Source organism: Corynebacterium sp. HMSC05H05, assembly GCF_001807265.1.
In the GTDB taxonomy this organism is placed as follows: Bacteria; Actinomycetota; Actinomycetes; order Mycobacteriales; family Mycobacteriaceae; genus Corynebacterium.
On sequence record NZ_KV788417.1, the window covers coordinates 1 to 15,250 of the forward strand.

The 15,250-nt window shown below is 66.8% G+C and carries 13 protein-coding genes; 12 read left to right on the forward strand and 1 reads right to left on the reverse strand.

Going from position 1 to position 15,250, the window contains the following annotated elements; genetic code table 11:
* The 9 genes from sucB to HMPREF3151_RS10590 form a co-directional block, all read left to right on the forward strand.
* A partial coding sequence (sucB, locus tag HMPREF3151_RS10550; protein WP_070475730.1) for a 2-oxoglutarate dehydrogenase, E2 component, dihydrolipoamide succinyltransferase occupies nt 1-1,348 on the forward strand: 1,348 nt, incomplete at its 5' end.
* A 70-nt stretch (nt 1,349-1,418) separates the two neighbouring features.
* Nucleotides 1,419-3,119 carry a dihydroxyacetone kinase family protein gene (locus HMPREF3151_RS10555; protein WP_070475732.1) on the forward strand — a complete coding sequence of 567 codons (1,701 nt, stop codon included), beginning with the start codon at nt 1,419-1,421 and terminating at the stop codon, nt 3,117-3,119.
* 75 nt (nt 3,120-3,194) lie between these two features.
* Entirely contained in the window at nt 3,195-6,008 is a 2,814-nt protein-coding gene (gene gcvP, locus HMPREF3151_RS10560) for an aminomethyl-transferring glycine dehydrogenase (RefSeq protein WP_070475735.1), read from the forward strand.
* A 10-nt stretch (nt 6,009-6,018) separates the two neighbouring features.
* On the forward strand, nt 6,019-7,110 hold the full coding sequence (gcvT, locus tag HMPREF3151_RS10565) for a glycine cleavage system aminomethyltransferase GcvT (protein ID WP_070475738.1): 1,092 nt from the start codon (nt 6,019-6,021) through the stop codon (nt 7,108-7,110).
* 2 nt (nt 7,111-7,112) lie between these two features.
* Nucleotides 7,113-7,499, forward strand: a complete 387-nt coding sequence (gene gcvH, locus HMPREF3151_RS10570; RefSeq protein ID WP_070475741.1) for a glycine cleavage system protein GcvH — start codon at nt 7,113-7,115, stop codon at nt 7,497-7,499.
* A gap of 35 nt (nt 7,500-7,534) precedes the next feature.
* A complete protein-coding gene (lipB, locus tag HMPREF3151_RS10575; protein WP_070475744.1) occupies nt 7,535-8,320 on the forward strand; it encodes a lipoyl(octanoyl) transferase LipB in 786 nt (261 codons plus the stop codon).
* 5 nt (nt 8,321-8,325) lie between these two features.
* A complete protein-coding gene (lipA, locus tag HMPREF3151_RS10580; protein WP_070475747.1) occupies nt 8,326-9,369 on the forward strand; it encodes a lipoyl synthase in 1,044 nt (347 codons plus the stop codon).
* A gap of 42 nt (nt 9,370-9,411) precedes the next feature.
* Entirely contained in the window at nt 9,412-10,203 is a 792-nt protein-coding gene (locus HMPREF3151_RS10585) for a DUF4191 domain-containing protein (RefSeq protein ID WP_070475759.1), read from the forward strand.
* A complete protein-coding gene (locus tag HMPREF3151_RS10590) occupies nt 10,200-11,489 on the forward strand; it encodes a threonine/serine exporter family protein (RefSeq protein WP_083290315.1) in 1,290 nt (429 codons plus the stop codon). The genes HMPREF3151_RS10585 and HMPREF3151_RS10590 overlap by 4 nt, the downstream gene beginning before the upstream one ends.
* Here HMPREF3151_RS10590 and HMPREF3151_RS10595 read toward each other — a convergent pair.
* Nucleotides 11,486-11,962, reverse strand: coding sequence for an RDD family protein (locus HMPREF3151_RS10595; protein ID WP_070475750.1), 477 nt, complete (start codon nt 11,960-11,962; stop codon nt 11,486-11,488). The two genes, HMPREF3151_RS10590 and HMPREF3151_RS10595, sit on opposite strands and share 4 nt — an antisense overlap.
* A gap of 45 nt (nt 11,963-12,007) precedes the next feature.
* Between HMPREF3151_RS10595 and glnA the strand changes: the two genes are divergently transcribed.
* The 3 genes from glnA to HMPREF3151_RS10610 all read left to right on the forward strand — a co-directional run bounded on the left by glnA (nt 12,008) and on the right by HMPREF3151_RS10610 (nt 15,213).
* Nucleotides 12,008-13,474, forward strand: coding sequence for a type I glutamate--ammonia ligase (glnA, locus tag HMPREF3151_RS10600; RefSeq protein ID WP_371441218.1), 1,467 nt, complete (start codon nt 12,008-12,010; stop codon nt 13,472-13,474).
* Between the two features lie 76 nt (nt 13,475-13,550).
* Nucleotides 13,551-14,123 carry a VIT1/CCC1 transporter family protein gene (locus HMPREF3151_RS10605; RefSeq protein WP_083290317.1) on the forward strand — a complete coding sequence of 191 codons (573 nt, stop codon included), beginning with the start codon at nt 13,551-13,553 and terminating at the stop codon, nt 14,121-14,123.
* 154 nt (nt 14,124-14,277) lie between these two features.
* A complete protein-coding gene (locus tag HMPREF3151_RS10610) occupies nt 14,278-15,213 on the forward strand; it encodes a TDT family transporter (protein ID WP_083290316.1) in 936 nt (311 codons plus the stop codon).
* Nucleotides 15,214-15,250: the final 37 nt, after the last annotated feature.

Genomic DNA, 15,250 nt, shown 5'->3' on the forward strand with positions numbered 1-15,250 from the left:
CGAGTCCGTCACCGAGGGCACCATCACCACCTGGTTGAAGTCCGTCGGCGACATGGTCGAGGTGGACGAGCCGCTGCTCGAGGTCTCCACCGACAAGGTCGACACCGAGATCCCGTCCCCGGTCGAGGGCACCATCCTGGAGATCCTGGCCGAGGAGGACGACACCGTCGAGGTCGGCGATGTCATCGTGATCATCGGCGACGCCGACGCCGCCGTTGAGGCAGACGACGCCGACGAGGACGAGGCAGAAGAACCGGCCGAGGAGAAGGTCGAAGAGAAGGCTGCGCCGAAGGAAGAGAAGAAGCCGGAGCCGAAGAAGGAAGAGCCGAAGGCTGAGAAGGCCGAGAAGACTGACAAGGCTGACTCCAAGAACGCTTCCGCCAAGGTGAACAACGGCGACAACGTCCCGTACGTCACCCCGCTGGTGCGCAAGCTGGCTGAGAAGCACGGCGTGGACCTGAACGCGGTTGAGGGCACCGGCGTTGGCGGCCGCATCCGCAAGCAGGACGTCCTGGCCGCGGCCGAGGGCGCATCCGCTTCCCCGTCCGCGGCGACGCAGCAGGCGGATGCCCCGAAGGGCGAGCGCGCCAACTGGTCCACCAAGTCCGTGGACCCGGCGAAGGCGGAGCTCATCGGCACCACCCAGCGCGTGAACCGCATCCGCGAGATCACCGCCGCGAAGATGGTGGAGTCCCTGCAGACCACCGCGCAGCTGACCCACGTGCAGGAGGTCGACGTGACCCGCGTTGCGGAGCTGCGCAAGAAGGTCAAGCCGGCATTCGTCGAGAAGCATGGCGCCAACATCACTTACCTGGCCTTCTTCATCAAGGCCACGGCAGAGGCGCTGGTGTCCCACCCGAACGTCAACGCGTCCTACGACGCTGACGCGAAGGAGATCACCTACCACTCCGACGTGAACATCGGCATCGCTGTGGATACCCCGATGGGTCTGCTGGTGCCGGTGATCAAGAAGGTGCAGGACATGAACCTGGCCGACATCGCGAAGGCGATCACCGACCTGGCGTCCCGCGCGCGCGACAAGAAGCTGCGTCCGGACGATCTGTCCGGTGCGACCTTCACCGTGACCAACATCGGTTCCGAGGGCGCGCTGCTGGATACCCCGGTGCTGACCCCGCCGCAGGCCGGCATCCTGGGCACCGCCGCGATTGAGAAGCGCCCGGTCATCGTGACCGAGGACGGCATCGACTCCATCGCGATCCGCCAGATGTGCTACCTGCCGTTCACCTACGATCACCAGCTGATCGACGGTGCGGACGCGGGCCGTTTCGTCACCACGATCAAGGACCGCATCGAGCAGGGCGATTTCGAGGCTGACCTCGACGTCTAAGCCCTAGATGCGCTGAACCCGGCACCGTTTTTAGGTGCCGGGTTTCGTCGTTGTTGCATACAGTGGCGGTATGACTGACACGTTCAAATCATTTCGTAACTCCACCGACCACTTCATGCGCGAGGCCCTCGGCGGCCTTGTTGCCGCGCACCCCTGCGCCGAGTGGCACGACGAGGGCTTCGTGGGGCTTGTGCTTGACGACGCCACCAAAGGCGAACAACGAGTCACCGTCATCTCCGGCGGCGGGTCCGGCCACGAACCGATGCACGCCGGTTTCATCGGCGCAGGCATGTTGGATGCTGCCTGCCCGGGTTTGCTGTTCACTTCCCCCAACGCGGTGCAGATCGACGCGGCCACCGACTGGGCGGACCGCGGCGCGGGCGTGGTGCACGTGGTGAAGAACTACACCGGCGACGTGATGAACTTCACCGTCGCGGCGAACCATGCCGACGCTGAGGTGGCGCAGGTGCTGGTGGACGACGACGTGGCCACCGAGATCGACAACGACGACTCGCCGGGCCGCCGCGGCACGGGTGCGACGGTGATTGTGGAGAAGATCGCGGGCGCTGCCGCGGCGCGTGGCGACGACCTGCAGGCGGTGGCGAAGGTTGCCCAGCGCGCGGCGGATCAGTCCCGCAGCATGGCGGTGGCGCTGCAGCCGGGCCACTCCCCGACCTCGGACCGCGCCACGTTCGACTTGGGCGAAGGGCAGATCGAGGTCGGCGTGGGCATCCACGGCGAGGCGGGTGTGGAGCGACGAGACATCGCCGGCGCGCAACTGACCGCCGCGGCCCTGGTGGAGGAGCTCCTGGGCGGCATCCTGACCTCGCTGCGCGAGGCCGGCGTTGAGGGCAGCGACGTCATGCTTTTTGTCAACGGCCTGGGTGGCACGAGCCAGCTGGAGCAGGACCTGGTGTTCGGCGAGGCGCTCAAGCAGCTGACGGAACTGGGGCTGAAGGTGCGCCGCGGGATGCGCGGCACGCTGGTGACCTCGCTGAACATGGCGGGCATTTCGCTCACACTCACCGTGGTCGACGACGAGCTGCTCCAGCTCATCGACGCCGACACCGCCGCCCCCGCCTGGCCCGGCACCGTCGCAGATCCGGAGTACGCGGACGCGCGCATGGTCGACGACGAAACCCAGCCGGACAGCGGCGAGGAGAACGCGTGGCTGACCAGCTTTGTCGAGCGCCTCGCTGTCAGCTACGACGACCTGACCGCCCTGGATCGCGAGGCCGGCGACGGCGACTTCGGTCAGAATATGGAGGCGGCCTTTGGTGACGTCGTCAGGCCTGTGCGGGGTGCTGATGCAGAGGTGCTCAGTTTCTTCGCCCACCGCATGCTGGTGCGCGCCGGCGGCACCTCGGGTGCGGTGCTGGGCACGTTCTTCCGCCAGATGGCGGACGTGTTCGACAACGCCGGCGTGGACTCACGCGACGCGGACGGCGATGCGTTTGCCACGGCGCTGGCCGAGGGGCTTAAGCGCGGCGTGGACGCCATCACGGAGCTCGGCGGCGCGAAAGAGGGCGATAACACACTCGTCGACGCCCTCGCCCCCGCCGCCCGCGCCGCCACCGAGGCCACCGGCAGCGTCGACGAGGTGCTCGCCCACATCTTCGCCCCGGCGGTCGAAGGCGCGAAGGCGACCCGCGGCATGCAGGCGAAAAAGGGCCGCGCGTCCTACCTCGGCGAGAGCGCGAAGGAGGTGCCGGATCCGGGCGCGATCGCGGTGACGTGGCTGTTCGGAAACGCGGGTGTAGACGAGTTCTAAAACGGGCGTTCGGCGGCTGAGAAACAGCTAAGCTGTCGCGTGGTTATCACGACCCGATTTTCAAGGAGCCCTCTTTTGGATTACATCTCCCGTCATATCGGCCCAGACCAGGCAGAGCAGCAGAAAATGCTGGATGCGCTGGGCTACGATTCCATCGATGCGCTGATCGCCGCGGCGGTGCCCTCCGGCATCCTGGCGCAACAGCCGCTCGACCTGCCGGAGGCGTTGACGGAGTACGAGGCCCAGGACCGCTTGCGCGAGCTCGCAGACAAGAACACTGTGCTGCGCGCGTTTTACGGCCAGGGCTTCTCCTCCACCCTGACCCCGCCCGTGATCCGCCGCGGTGTGGTGGAGGACGCCGGCTGGTACACGGCCTACACGCCGTACCAGGCCGAGATTTCGCAGGGCCGCCTCGAGGCGCTGCTGAACTTCCAGACCATGGTGCAAGATCTCACCGGTCTGGACATCGCGAACGCATCGCTTCTCGACGAAGCATCCGCCGCCGCCGAAGCCGTCGGTTTGATGTCGCGTGTGGTGAAGAAGGGCCGCCGGGTGCTTCTGGATTCGCGACTGCACCCGCAGGTGATCAAGGTCGCCTCCGAGCGCGCCCGCGCGATCGACCTGGAGGTCGAGGTAGCTAACCTGGCCGAGGGCGTGGTCGGCGAGGACCTCGTCGGCGCCGTGTTCGCTTACCCGGGCACCGAGGGCGACATCGTGGACCCGCGCCCGGTGATCGAGGCGATCCACGAGCGCGGCGGCCTGGTCGCCGTCGACGCCGATATCCTGGCACTGACGCTACTTGAGTCCCCCGGCGAGTTCGGCGCGGACATCGCCATCGGCACCACACAGCGCTTCGGCGTGCCGCTGTTCTACGGCGGCCCGCACGCGGCCTACATGGCGGTGCGAAAGAAGCTGCAGCGCCAGATGCCGGGCCGCTTGGTGGGCGTGTCCAAGGACGCCGAGGGCTACCCGGCCTACCGCCTGGCCCTGCAGACGCGCGAGCAGCACATCCGCCGCGAGCGCGCCACCTCCAACATCTGCACCGCGCAGGCGCTTTTGGCCGTCACCGCGTCCATGTACGCCGTCTACCACGGCCCTGAAGGCTTGACGGACATCGCGCGTGCGGTGCATAAGCGTGCCGCGGACTTCGCCGCGTCGCTCGAGGCTGCCGGTGTGACGGTCAAGCACGCCGAATTCTTCGACACGGTGGCGGTTGAGGTTGCGGGGGCGGCGGAGGTCGTCGCAAAGCTTGCTGCTTCCGGGTACCTGGTGCGCGCAATCGACGAGGCCACCGTCGGCATCTCCTTCGGCGAAGACACCACCGACGCCGACGTCGAGGCGCTGCTGGCAGGCTTCGGCGCTTCCGCCGCCGAGGGCGACGCGCGCATCCCGGCGGCGCTCGAGCGAACCACCGATTTCCTGACGCACGAGACGTTCAACCGCATCCACTCCGAGACGCAGATGATGCGCTACATCCGCACACTCGGCGACAAGGACCTCGCGCTGGACCGCACGATGATCCCGCTGGGCTCGTGCACCATGAAGCTCAACCCCACCGCCGGCCTGGAGGCGATCACCTGGCCGGGCTTCGCCAACGTGCACCCCTACACCCCCGACGAGTACACCGAAGGCTGGCGCGAGCTTATCAACGAAATCCGCTCCTGGCTGGTGGCAATCACCGGCTACGCCGAGGTGTCCGTGCAGCCGAACTCCGGCGCGACCGGCGAGCTGGCCGGCCTGCTGGCCATCCGCGCGTACCACGTGGCCAACGGCGACACCGAGCGCGACATCTGCCTCATCCCGGCCTCGGCTCACGGCACGAACGCGGCGTCGGCGACGCTGGCGAACCTGCGCGTCGTGGTGGTCAAAACCGCAGACGACGGCTCCATCGACCTGGAGGACCTGGACGCGAAGCTGGAGAAGCACGCCGACGCCGTGGCCGCGATCATGCTCACCTACCCGTCCACGCACGGCGTCTACGAGGAGGACGTGCGCGTGGTCTGCGACAAGGTGCACGCCGCCGGCGGGCAGGTCTACATCGACGGCGCGAACATGAACGCCCTGACCGGCATCGCGCGCCCGGGCGACTTCGGCGGCGACGTGAGCCACCTGAACCTGCACAAGACATTCACCATCCCGCACGGCGGCGGCGGCCCGGGCGTGGGCCCGATCGGCGTGGGCGAGCACCTGATCCCGTTCCTGCCGGGCGACCCGACTGCCGCCGACGGCGAGGGCGGCGGGCCGGTTGCCTCCACCTTGTACGGCTCCGCTGGCGTGCTGCCGATTTCGTGGTCGTACATCGCCATGTCGGGTGCTGCGGGCCTGCGCAGCGCCACCGAGCACGCCGTGTTGGGCGCGAACTACATCGCGCGCCAGCTCGGTGACTCCTTCCCGGTGCTCTACACCGGCAACGACGGCCTGGTCGGCCACGAGTGCATCCTGGACCTGCGCGAACTTACCGACGCCTCCGGCGTCACCGCGGCCGACGTGGCCAAGCGCCTCATCGACTACGGCTTCCACGCCCCCACCCTCGCCTTCCCCGTCGCCGGCACGCTGATGGTGGAGCCGACCGAGTCCGAGGACCTGGCCGAGCTGGACCGCTTCATCGAGGCGATGCGCTCCATCCGCGCCGAGATCCAGGAGATCATCGACGGCGACGTGGAGTACGAGCAGTCCGTCGTGCACAACGCCCCGTACACCGCCGCCAGCGTGATCCGCTCGGAGTGGCCGTACGAGTTCACCCGCGAGAAGGCCGCCTACCCGGTCGCTTCCCTGGTGCACGCAAAGTACTTCCCGCCGGTGCGTCGCATCGACGAGGCCTTCGGCGACCGCAACCTCCAGTGCGCCTGCCCGCCGCCGGAAGCGTTTGACATCGAAACTGAGTCTTAAAGGAGAACCAATGCCACAGACCCCGCTGCATGCCACCCACGAAAAGCTCGGCGCCAGCTTCACCGATTTCGGTGGCTGGGAGATGCCGCTGAAGTACGGCTCCGAGCTGGAGGAGCACCGCGCCGTCCGCAACGACGTGGGCATCTTCGACCTGTCCCACATGGGCGAGATCAACGTCCAGGGCCCCGACGCCGCCGCGTTTTTGGACTACACGCTCATCTCCAACTTCTCCGCCCTGAAAGAGGGCAACGCGAAGTACTCCATGATCGTCGCCGAGGACGGCGGCATCCTGGACGACCTGATCACCTACAAGTTCAGCGAGAACCACTTCATGGTCGTGCCCAACGCCGCGAACACCAACGCCGTGTGGGCCGCGTTTGAGGCGCGCAAGGGCGACTTCGACGTGGAGCTGAGCAACAATTCGGAAGCGTTCGCGCTGGTTGCGGTCCAGGGCCCGCGTGCGCTCGAGGTGCTGGAGCCTTTGCTTAGCGACGACGCCTCCGCCCTGTCCTACTACTCCGGCGCCTGGTCCTCGCTCCGCTCGGACCAGACGGAAGAACCTGTCGAGATCTTCGTCGCCCGCACCGGCTACACCGGCGAGGACGGCTTCGAACTGTTCTGCACCAGCGAGGACGCGCAGAAGGTGTGGGACGCCGTCATCGATCACGGCACCCCGTGCGGCCTGGCGGCGCGCGACTCGCTGCGCCTGGAGGCTTCGATGCCGCTGTACGGCCACGAGCTGACCGCCGAGATCACCCCGGTGGAGGCCGGCATGGGCCGCGCGTTTGCCAAGAAGGAGGCGGACTTCGTGGGCAAGGAGGCCCTTTCCGGCCGCGAGCCGAGCGTGGTCATCGCGGGCCTGACCTCCGAGCAGCGCCGCGCCGCCCGCGAAGGCGCCGAGGTGTTCCTGAAAGACTCCGACGAGAAAATTGGCGTGGTCACCTCCGGCCAGCCGTCGCCGACGTTGGGCTACCCGGTGGCGCTCGCGCACCTGGACCCGGCACACGCTGAAGAGGGTACGGAAGTGGAAATCGACATCCGCGGCCGCCGTTACCCGTTTACTATTGCACCGACCCCGTTTTACTCCCGAAAGGACGCATAACCATGGAGCTGAAGCCGGATTTCTACTACTCCGAGGACCACGAGTGGATCAACGCCAACCCGGACGAGGCAGCAGGTAAGACCGTGCGCGTGGGCATCACCCACGTCGCCGCTGACCGCCTCGGCGAGGTCGTCTTCGCGGAGCTTCCGCAGGTGGGCGATACCGTCACCGCCGGCGAGACCTGCGGCGAGATCGAGTCCACCAAGTCCGTCTCCGACCTGTACTCCCCGGTCACCGGCACCGTCACCGCGGTCAACGAGGACATCGACGGCGCCTACGAGGCCATCAACAACGACCCGTACGGCCAGGGCTGGCTCTTCGAGGTGGAGGTCGAGGAGGTTGGTCCGTTGATGACCGCCGACGAATACGCCTCCTCCAACGGCGTGTAGTCCCCACCTGGCGGCGGGGACTAGGGTGGCAGGGTATGACTGCCCCGCGCGACCCGTTTTTCCCCGCCGACAAATCCATCCGAGCCTCAGCCGCGCCCATTGACGTGCGCGAGCTGGGGCTCGTGGACTATCAGGAAGCCTGGGACCTCCAGGCAGACATTGCTTCTCGACGGGCCAAAGGCGAATTACCGGACACAGTGCTGGTGCTCGAGCACCCCTCCACCTTCACCGCCGGCAAGCGCACGCAGCCCGAGGACATGCCGGACCCCGCCTACCCCGTGCCCGTGGTGCCGGTGGACCGCGGCGGACGCATCACCTGGCACGGCGAGGGCCAGCTGGTGGTCTACCCCATCATCAAGCTCGCGGAGCCGGTGGACGTGGTGGACTACGTGCGCCGTCTCGAAGAAGCGCTCATCCAGGTCGTGCGCGACGCTGGCGTGACCACGGCGGGCCGTGTCGACGGACGCTCCGGGGTCTGGGTGCCGGAGGAGACGCAGGCGGTGGACCCGGAGGCGTCGACACGCGAACGCAAAATTGCCGCCCTGGGCATCCGCATCACCCGCGGCGTGACCATGCACGGCCTCGCACTGAACTGCAACAACACCCTCGAGCACTACGAGCACATCGTCGCCTGCGGCATCGACGACGCCGACGTGACCACCCTGTCACTCGAGCTCGGCCGCGACATCACCCCGGCCGACATGGCCGCCCCGATGGTGCGCGAGCTGAAGCGCGCCCTGTCCGGCGAGCTGGTCGTAGCCGACCACACCTTCGCCACCCGACCAGACCCCTCGAAGGGTTTGACACGGAAGGTACGGTAAGTGGCGTGACTGTAGCACCAGAAGGCCGCAAGCTTTTGCGCGTTGAGGCGCGCAACTCCGAAACACCGATTGAGAAGAAGCCGCGGTGGATCCGCAACTCCGTCAAGACCGGTCCCGAATACGAGGACATGAAGCAAAAGGTCAAGGGCGCGGGCCTGCACACCGTGTGCCAAGAGGCGGGCTGCCCCAATATCCACGAGTGCTGGGAGTCGCGTGAGGCGACCTTCCTCATCGGCGGATCCCGCTGCTCCCGCCGCTGCGACTTCTGCGACATCGCCTCCGGCCGCCCGGATCCGCTGGACCGCGACGAGCCGCGCCGCGTGGCAGAAGAAGTCCAGAGCCTCAACCTGAACTACTCCACCATCACCGGTGTCACCCGCGACGACCTCGACGACGAGGGCGCCTGGCTCTACGCCGAGGTCGTGCGCAAGATTCACGAGCTCAACCCGCACACCGGCGTGGAAAACCTCACCCCGGACTTCTCCGGCAAGCCGGACCTGCTCCAGGAAGTCTTCGAGGCCCGCCCCGAGGTCTTCGCTCACAACGTGGAGACCGTCCCGCGCATTTTCAAGAGGATCCGCCCGGCGTTCCGCTACGAGCGCTCCCTCGACGTGATCCGCCAGGCCCGCGACTTCGGCCTGATTACCAAGTCCAACCTCATCCTCGGCATGGGCGAAACCCGTGAGGAAGTCCTCGAGGCGCTCCACGACCTGGTCGACGCAGGCTGCGACATCATCACCATTACCCAGTACCTGCGCCCCGGCCCGACCTACCACCCGATCGACCGCTGGGTGAAGCCGGAAGAGTTCATCGAGTACCGCGACGCCGCCTACGAGATGGGCTTCGGCGCCGTCATGTCCGGCCCGCTGGTGCGCTCCTCTTACCGCGCCGGCAAGCTCTACGTCGAGGCGATGGCCCACCGTGGCCTCGAGCTGCCGGAGAACCTGAAGCACTTGGCGGAGACGTCGCAAGGCGACACCGCCCAGGAAGCCTCCACCTTGCTGAAGAAGTACGGCGCCTCCGCCGACCACCCAGTGGAGACCCGCTAGGGTCTTTGGACCGCGTCTTCGCTGTGGCATACAGTTATGGCCATGGCTAAGACGCAGGACAAGGAAGCGGCGAAAGCCGCTAAGAAAGAACAGCGCGCCGCGAAGCGCGCCAAGGGCAAAGCAACCCGCTCGCAGCTCAAGCAGGCGTTCGACCTGCAGCGCAAGCGCGACAAAGCGCTGATCCCGATCATGCTCGCCTGCGTGCTCGGCGGCGGACTACTGTTCTTCCTCCTCGGCCTGTGGTGGGGCGCGAAGTGGTTCTGGCTGATCATGGGCCTAATCCTCGGCGCTGTGCTGGCGATGTTCATCTTCTCCCGCCGCCTGGAAAAGTCCATGTACGACGAGGTCGGCGACACCCCCGGCGCCGCCGGTTGGACGCTGGAGAACATGCGCAACACGATGGGCATCGTGTGGCAAACCAAAACCGGCGTGCAGGCCAACACCCACATGGACACCGTGCACCGCGTCGTGGGCAACCCGGGCGTGGTGCTGGTCGGTGAGGGCAACCCGAACCGCCTGAAGTCCCTGATGAGCAAGGAGCACAAGCGCGTTGACCGCCTGCTGGCAGGCGTGCCCATCTACGAGGTGTACGCCGGCGAGGGCGAAGGCCAGGTGCGCACCCGCGACCTGCAGAAGCACCTGCTCAAGCTGCCGAAGAACTACCAGAAGAACGAGGTGTACAGCCTCGCCGCCAAGCTCGACGCGATGGATTCGCGCGGCCGCGGTGCCCAGGCGGCCGGCCTGCCGGGTGGCCCGCTGCCGAAGCAGGCGCAAAACATGGCGGGCATGAACCGCAAGATGCGCCGCATGCAGGAGCGCAAGGGCGGCAAGTGATCGAGCACAACCCCGGCATGGACGCCGAAGCGAACACCTGTCTTCGCTTCGGCGTCTTGTTGTTGTCTGCGGGCGCGTCCGGCTACCGCGTGATCCGCGCGGTGAAGCGCTGCGCGCGCTCGGTGGGCTTCGACGACGCCGACGTCATCGTCGGCTTCAACACAATCAGCTGCACGTTCCACCGGGGCGGGCAGTTCCGCACCGCGGTGTCCGACGTGCCGCTGCCGGGTGTCAACGCCTCGCGCATCGAGGCGCTGGAGACCGCGGCACACTCGCTGCTGCAGAGCTACCGCACGCCCGAGGTCATCAACGCGGTGTTGGATGAGATCGAGCGCATCCCCTCTCCCCGCTGGGGCTTTCGCTTATCGACGCTTGCCGCCGGGCTCGCCTGCGCCGGTTTCGCAGTGCTGAACCAGTTCGGGCTCGCCACCGCCGCGATGGTGTGTCTGGCGGCGATGCTGGGCCAGCTCGTGCGGGCGTTGTTGCACAAGGCGCACTTCAACCTGATCGGCATCACCATGGCGGCGTCGTTCGTGGCCTCGTCGGCGTTCCTGCTGCTCGACCGGGTGCTGCCGTTTGCCAGCGTGGTCTCCCCCGGCTTCATCGCCGCCGTGCTGTTTTTGATCCCCGGCTTCCCGCTGTTCACCTCGTTTGTGGATCTCGCGCGCTTCGACTTCACCGCCGGCATCCCAAGGCTGTTCTTCGCGCTCGAGATCATCGTGGTGATCATGCTGACCGTCTCGGTGGTGGCCATGCTTTCCGGCACCCCGGAAGTGCAGACGGCGGCGGTGCCGAGGTCGGCGGAGTTTTTGGTCTCCGGGGCGCTGGCCAGCTTCGTCAGTGTGGGCTGTTTTGCGTTGCTGTTCAACTCGTCGAGACGCATGGCGCTCATCGCCGCCACCCTCGGGATGGCGGCCAACGCCGCGCGCCTTGCGATGCTTGCGGACGGGGTTCGCTCCTACCTCGCCGCCTTCATCGCCGCGCTGATCATCGGCATCGCTGGCGGGCTCCTGGGGCGGGTGGCGAAGGTGCCGCGCACCACCGTGACCATCCCGGCGGCGGTGGTGATGATCCCCGGCCCCGTCATCTACGCCGCGGTGCACAACTTCGCGCAAGGCGACATCCTCAACGCGTTGTCGAAGTTCACCGAAGTGTCGTTCGTGGTGCTGTTCATCGCCGGCGGGCTCGCCGTCGCGCGTATGCTCACCGACCCGACCTGGGCGTTCTACCGCTACATCGACTTCACACACGAACTCGTCGGCGAGGAACGCCCCATCAACAACTAAGTGCGGATCACCGTCGTGGTGGTGGCGCGGTCGTGCATGCCGCGGCCGTCGGCGTCCACAAGCGCCGCCGGCAGCACAAAGCCCGTCAGGATCGTGCGCACCGCCGCGCGCCACAGCCCCACCGGGGCCTCCTTGTCCACGCGCGCCACGCCCATGCCCAGCACCGCCATGCCCGGGGTGCGGGAGAACAACCAGCCGCACACGATGCCCAAAACGAGCCACAGCAGGTACGTCGCCGTGTAGCGGTCTCCCAGCGCCGACGTGTTCGCCGTGATCAGCGACGCCGCCACCGCGCACAACGCCCAGTCAATGAACACCCCGCCCATGCGGCGCAACACCGACGCCTGGGATCCCTGCCCCTCCTTCGGCATGCCTAAAAACTGCCCCGGGTAATCAGGCAGGGCGTCCTCGCCGGAAAATTGGTTGGGGATTTCGGGACCGTCGTGCCAGGTTTGTCGTCGAGAAGCAGCCATGCCTCCGAAGCGTAGCGGGAGGTCCGCGTAGACTTGAAACCGCTTATGTCCGACACACAACGAGGAGTACCACCCGTGTCCTTCGACAACATCGAAGACGTCAAGAAATTCATCGCCGACGAGGAGGTGGAATTTGTCGACGTGCGCTTCACCGACGTGCCCGGCATCGAACACCACTTCTCCATCCCGGCATCGATGTTCGACGAAGACGTGATGGAAGAAGGCCTCGCTTTCGACGGCTCCTCCATCCGCGGCTTCACCACCATCGAAGAATCCGACATGACCCTCATGCCGGACCTCGCCACCGCCAAGCTGGACCAGTTCCGCGGCTCCAAGACCCTGAACGTGAAGTTCTTCGTCAACGACCCGTTCACCCACGAGCCGTTCTCCCGCGACCCGCGCAACGTGGCCAAGAAGGCCGAGGAATACCTGCGCTCCACCGGCATCGCCGACACCTGCTCCATCGGCGCAGAAGCCGAGTTCTACCTGTTCGACTCCATCCGCTACGAGGTGGAGGGCCACGCCGCGTTCTACGAAATCGACGCCGAGGAAGGCTGGTGGAACCGCGGCAACGAAGTCGAGGCCGACGGCTCGCCGAACCTGGGCTACAAGAACCGCTGGAAGGGCGGCTACTTCCCCGTCGCCCCGCACGACAAGACCGTCGAGGTGCGCGACGCGATGGTGCGCAACCTCGCCGCCGCCGGCTTCGACATCGAGCGCTTCCACCGCGAGGTGGGCAACGGCGGCCAGCAGGAGATCAACTACCGCTTCAACACCCTGCTGCACGCGGCCGACGACCTGCAGGACTTCAAGTACATCATCAAGAACACCGCGACGCTGTACGACAAGACCGCGACGTTCATGCCCAAGCCGCTCGCCGGCGATAACGGCTCCGGCATGCACGCCCACCAGTCGCTGTGGAAGGACGGCGAGCCGCTGTTCTACGACGAGTCCGGCTACGGCGGCCTGTCCGACATCGCCCGCTGGTACATCGGTGGCCTGCTCGAGCACGCTGGCGCGGTGCTGGCGTTCACCAACCCGACGCTGAACTCGTACCACCGCCTCGTGCCGGGCTTCGAGGCGCCGATCAACCTGGTGTACTCGCAGCGTAACCGCTCCGCCGCGATCCGCATCCCGATCACCGGCGCGAACCCGAAGGCCAAGCGCATCGAGTTCCGCGCGCCGGACCCGTCGGGCAACCCCTACCTCGGTTTCGCGGCGATGCTCATGGCGGGCATCGACGGCATCAAGAACCGCATCGAGCCGCACGCCCCGGTGGACAAGGACCTCTACGAGCTGCCGCCGGAGGAAGCCAAGGACATCCCGCAGGCGCCGACGTCGCTCGAAGCCGCGCTCGCCGCGCTGGAGGAGGACCACGACTTCCTCACCGAGGGCGACGTGTTCACCGAGGACCTCATCGAGACCTACATCAAGCTCAAGTACGACAACGAGATCACCCCGGTGCGCCTGCGGCCTACCCCGCAGGAGTTCGAGATGTACTTCGACTGCTAGGTTTGCGTACCCTGACCTGCAGTAAGGCAGGCCGAACTTCCTTGCGGGGGTGATCGGGCCGGGCGACGATTGGGTCATGACTGATCTGATGGATTGTCCGGGTACGGCGGAAGGTGGCGTCGATAGGCATGAGCCCGGCACCGGCGAGCGACTGAACCGCCTGCGCGCCGCGGTGCTCGGGGCGAACGACGGCATCGTCTCCACCGCCGCCGTGGTCGTCGGCGTGGCGGGCGCGACATCCGATGCGACCACGATCGCGATGTCCGGCCTCGCCGCCGTGATCGGCGGCGCGGTGTCGATGGCGCTGGGCGAATACGTCTCGGTGTCCTCGCAGCGCGACTCCGAGCGCGCCATGGGACTTGCCGAGGAGATGCAGGTCAACCCGTGGTCCGCGGGCATCGCATCGTTCCTGTCGTTCTTACTCGGCGCCGCACTGCCCTTTGCGACGGCGCTGCTCGCCCCCGCATCCTGGCGCATCGCCGCCATTTTCGTGCTCACCCTGGTGGCGCTCGCGTTGACGGGCGCGCTGTCCGCGAAGCTCGGCGAGGCCCCGGTCGCGCGCTCGGTGACGCGCATCGTCGTCGGCGGCACCATCGCGCTGGCGGCGACGTTCGCCATCGGCTCGCTGTTCGGCGCGAACGTGGGTTAGAAACACACCGCGGTCCGACAGTGACCTGCCCAACCGGAACCCGACCACATCGGTGCAAAACCGCAGGTCGGGTTTTCGTGCTGCTGGGGCCGTTGTGGTGCAACGGGGGCTAACCGGGAGGCCGTGCGCGCACCTTCCCACAAAAGGGATTACCATGCGCGGAGTGACTGACAAGTTCCGCCAACTGCCACCGCCCGGCCCCGCGTGGGGCGGCAGCCTCATGGGCACCTCGATCGTGTCGCGACTCCTCGTGGAGATGGACCATAAGTTCTTCTCCGCAGTCTTCGCCGCGATCGCGTGCTTCATCCTCGTCGTGCTCGTGTTCGGGTTCGCGCGCTACCGCCACCCCAGTTTCCAGCGCACCACTATGGCGGAATGGTCGATGTTCTTCATCGGCATCCTCGCACTGGGGGCCGCGCTTTCCGGGCTTACCGACGAAGGCGTCTACCGCCTCATCGGCTTCTGGGTCGGCGCCCCCGTCACCGTCATCACCTGGGCTATCCAGCTCAGCCGCTTTGAGGGCGCGCCGAAGTTCACCTGGGGCCTGCCGTTGGTCGGCCCGATGATTTCCGCGTCGGTGGCCGGCTGGCTCGCCCGCGACTACGGGCAGTTCTACCACGTGCTGGGTACCGTGTTCTTCCTGATGTCCCTGTTCACCGCGGTGCCGACGTTCGCGCGCGTGTACTGGGCCGCGTGGCACGGCAAGGTGGACCTTTCGGGGCCGCTGTCGGCGACGGCGTGGGTGCCGCTGGGCGTGATCGGCCAGTCCACCACCGCGATGCAGATCCTCTACCCGGGCAAGTTCTCGATCTACTACGGCTACGTCGCACTCGTGTTGGCCATCCCCCTGGCTATTTGGGCGATGTTCAACTTCTACCCCAACGTCGCGCGCTGGGTGGAGTACTCGCCTGCCTGGTGGTCGTGCACCTTCCCGCCGGGCACGGTGAGCATGGGCGGGCACCAGGTGGCGTTGGTCAATGGCTCGCACTGGCTCGACGTCGTTGCGTTGACCATTCCGCTGCTACTCATCGTGCACTGGTCGCTGTGTTCCGGCCGCTTCATCAGCTGGGTGCTTGAGGGGCGCAGGTAAAAACGGCATGCCGATGGGCCCGCCCTTTTGGGGCGGG

Excerpts from the sequence above, each read along its gene's own strand:
- HMPREF3151_RS10555 (WP_070475732.1), top strand. The coding sequence starts at position 1,419 with ATGACTGACACGTTCAAATCATTTCGTAACTCCACCGACCACTTCATG.
- gcvT (WP_070475738.1), top strand. The coding sequence starts at position 6,019 with ATGCCACAGACCCCGCTGCATGCCACCCACGAAAAGCTCGGCGCCAGC.
- gcvH (WP_070475741.1), top strand. The coding sequence starts at position 7,113 with ATGGAGCTGAAGCCGGATTTCTACTACTCCGAGGACCACGAGTGGATC.
- lipB (WP_070475744.1), top strand. The coding sequence starts at position 7,535 with ATGACTGCCCCGCGCGACCCGTTTTTCCCCGCCGACAAATCCATCCGA.
- HMPREF3151_RS10585 (WP_070475759.1), top strand. The coding sequence starts at position 9,412 with ATGGCTAAGACGCAGGACAAGGAAGCGGCGAAAGCCGCTAAGAAAGAA.
- HMPREF3151_RS10595 (WP_070475750.1), bottom strand. The coding sequence starts at position 11,962 with ATGGCTGCTTCTCGACGACAAACCTGGCACGACGGTCCCGAAATCCCC.
- glnA (WP_371441218.1), top strand. The coding sequence starts at position 12,008 with ATGTCCGACACACAACGAGGAGTACCACCCGTGTCCTTCGACAACATC.
- HMPREF3151_RS10605 (WP_083290317.1), top strand. The coding sequence starts at position 13,551 with ATGACTGATCTGATGGATTGTCCGGGTACGGCGGAAGGTGGCGTCGAT.
- HMPREF3151_RS10610 (WP_083290316.1), top strand. The coding sequence starts at position 14,278 with ATGCGCGGAGTGACTGACAAGTTCCGCCAACTGCCACCGCCCGGCCCC.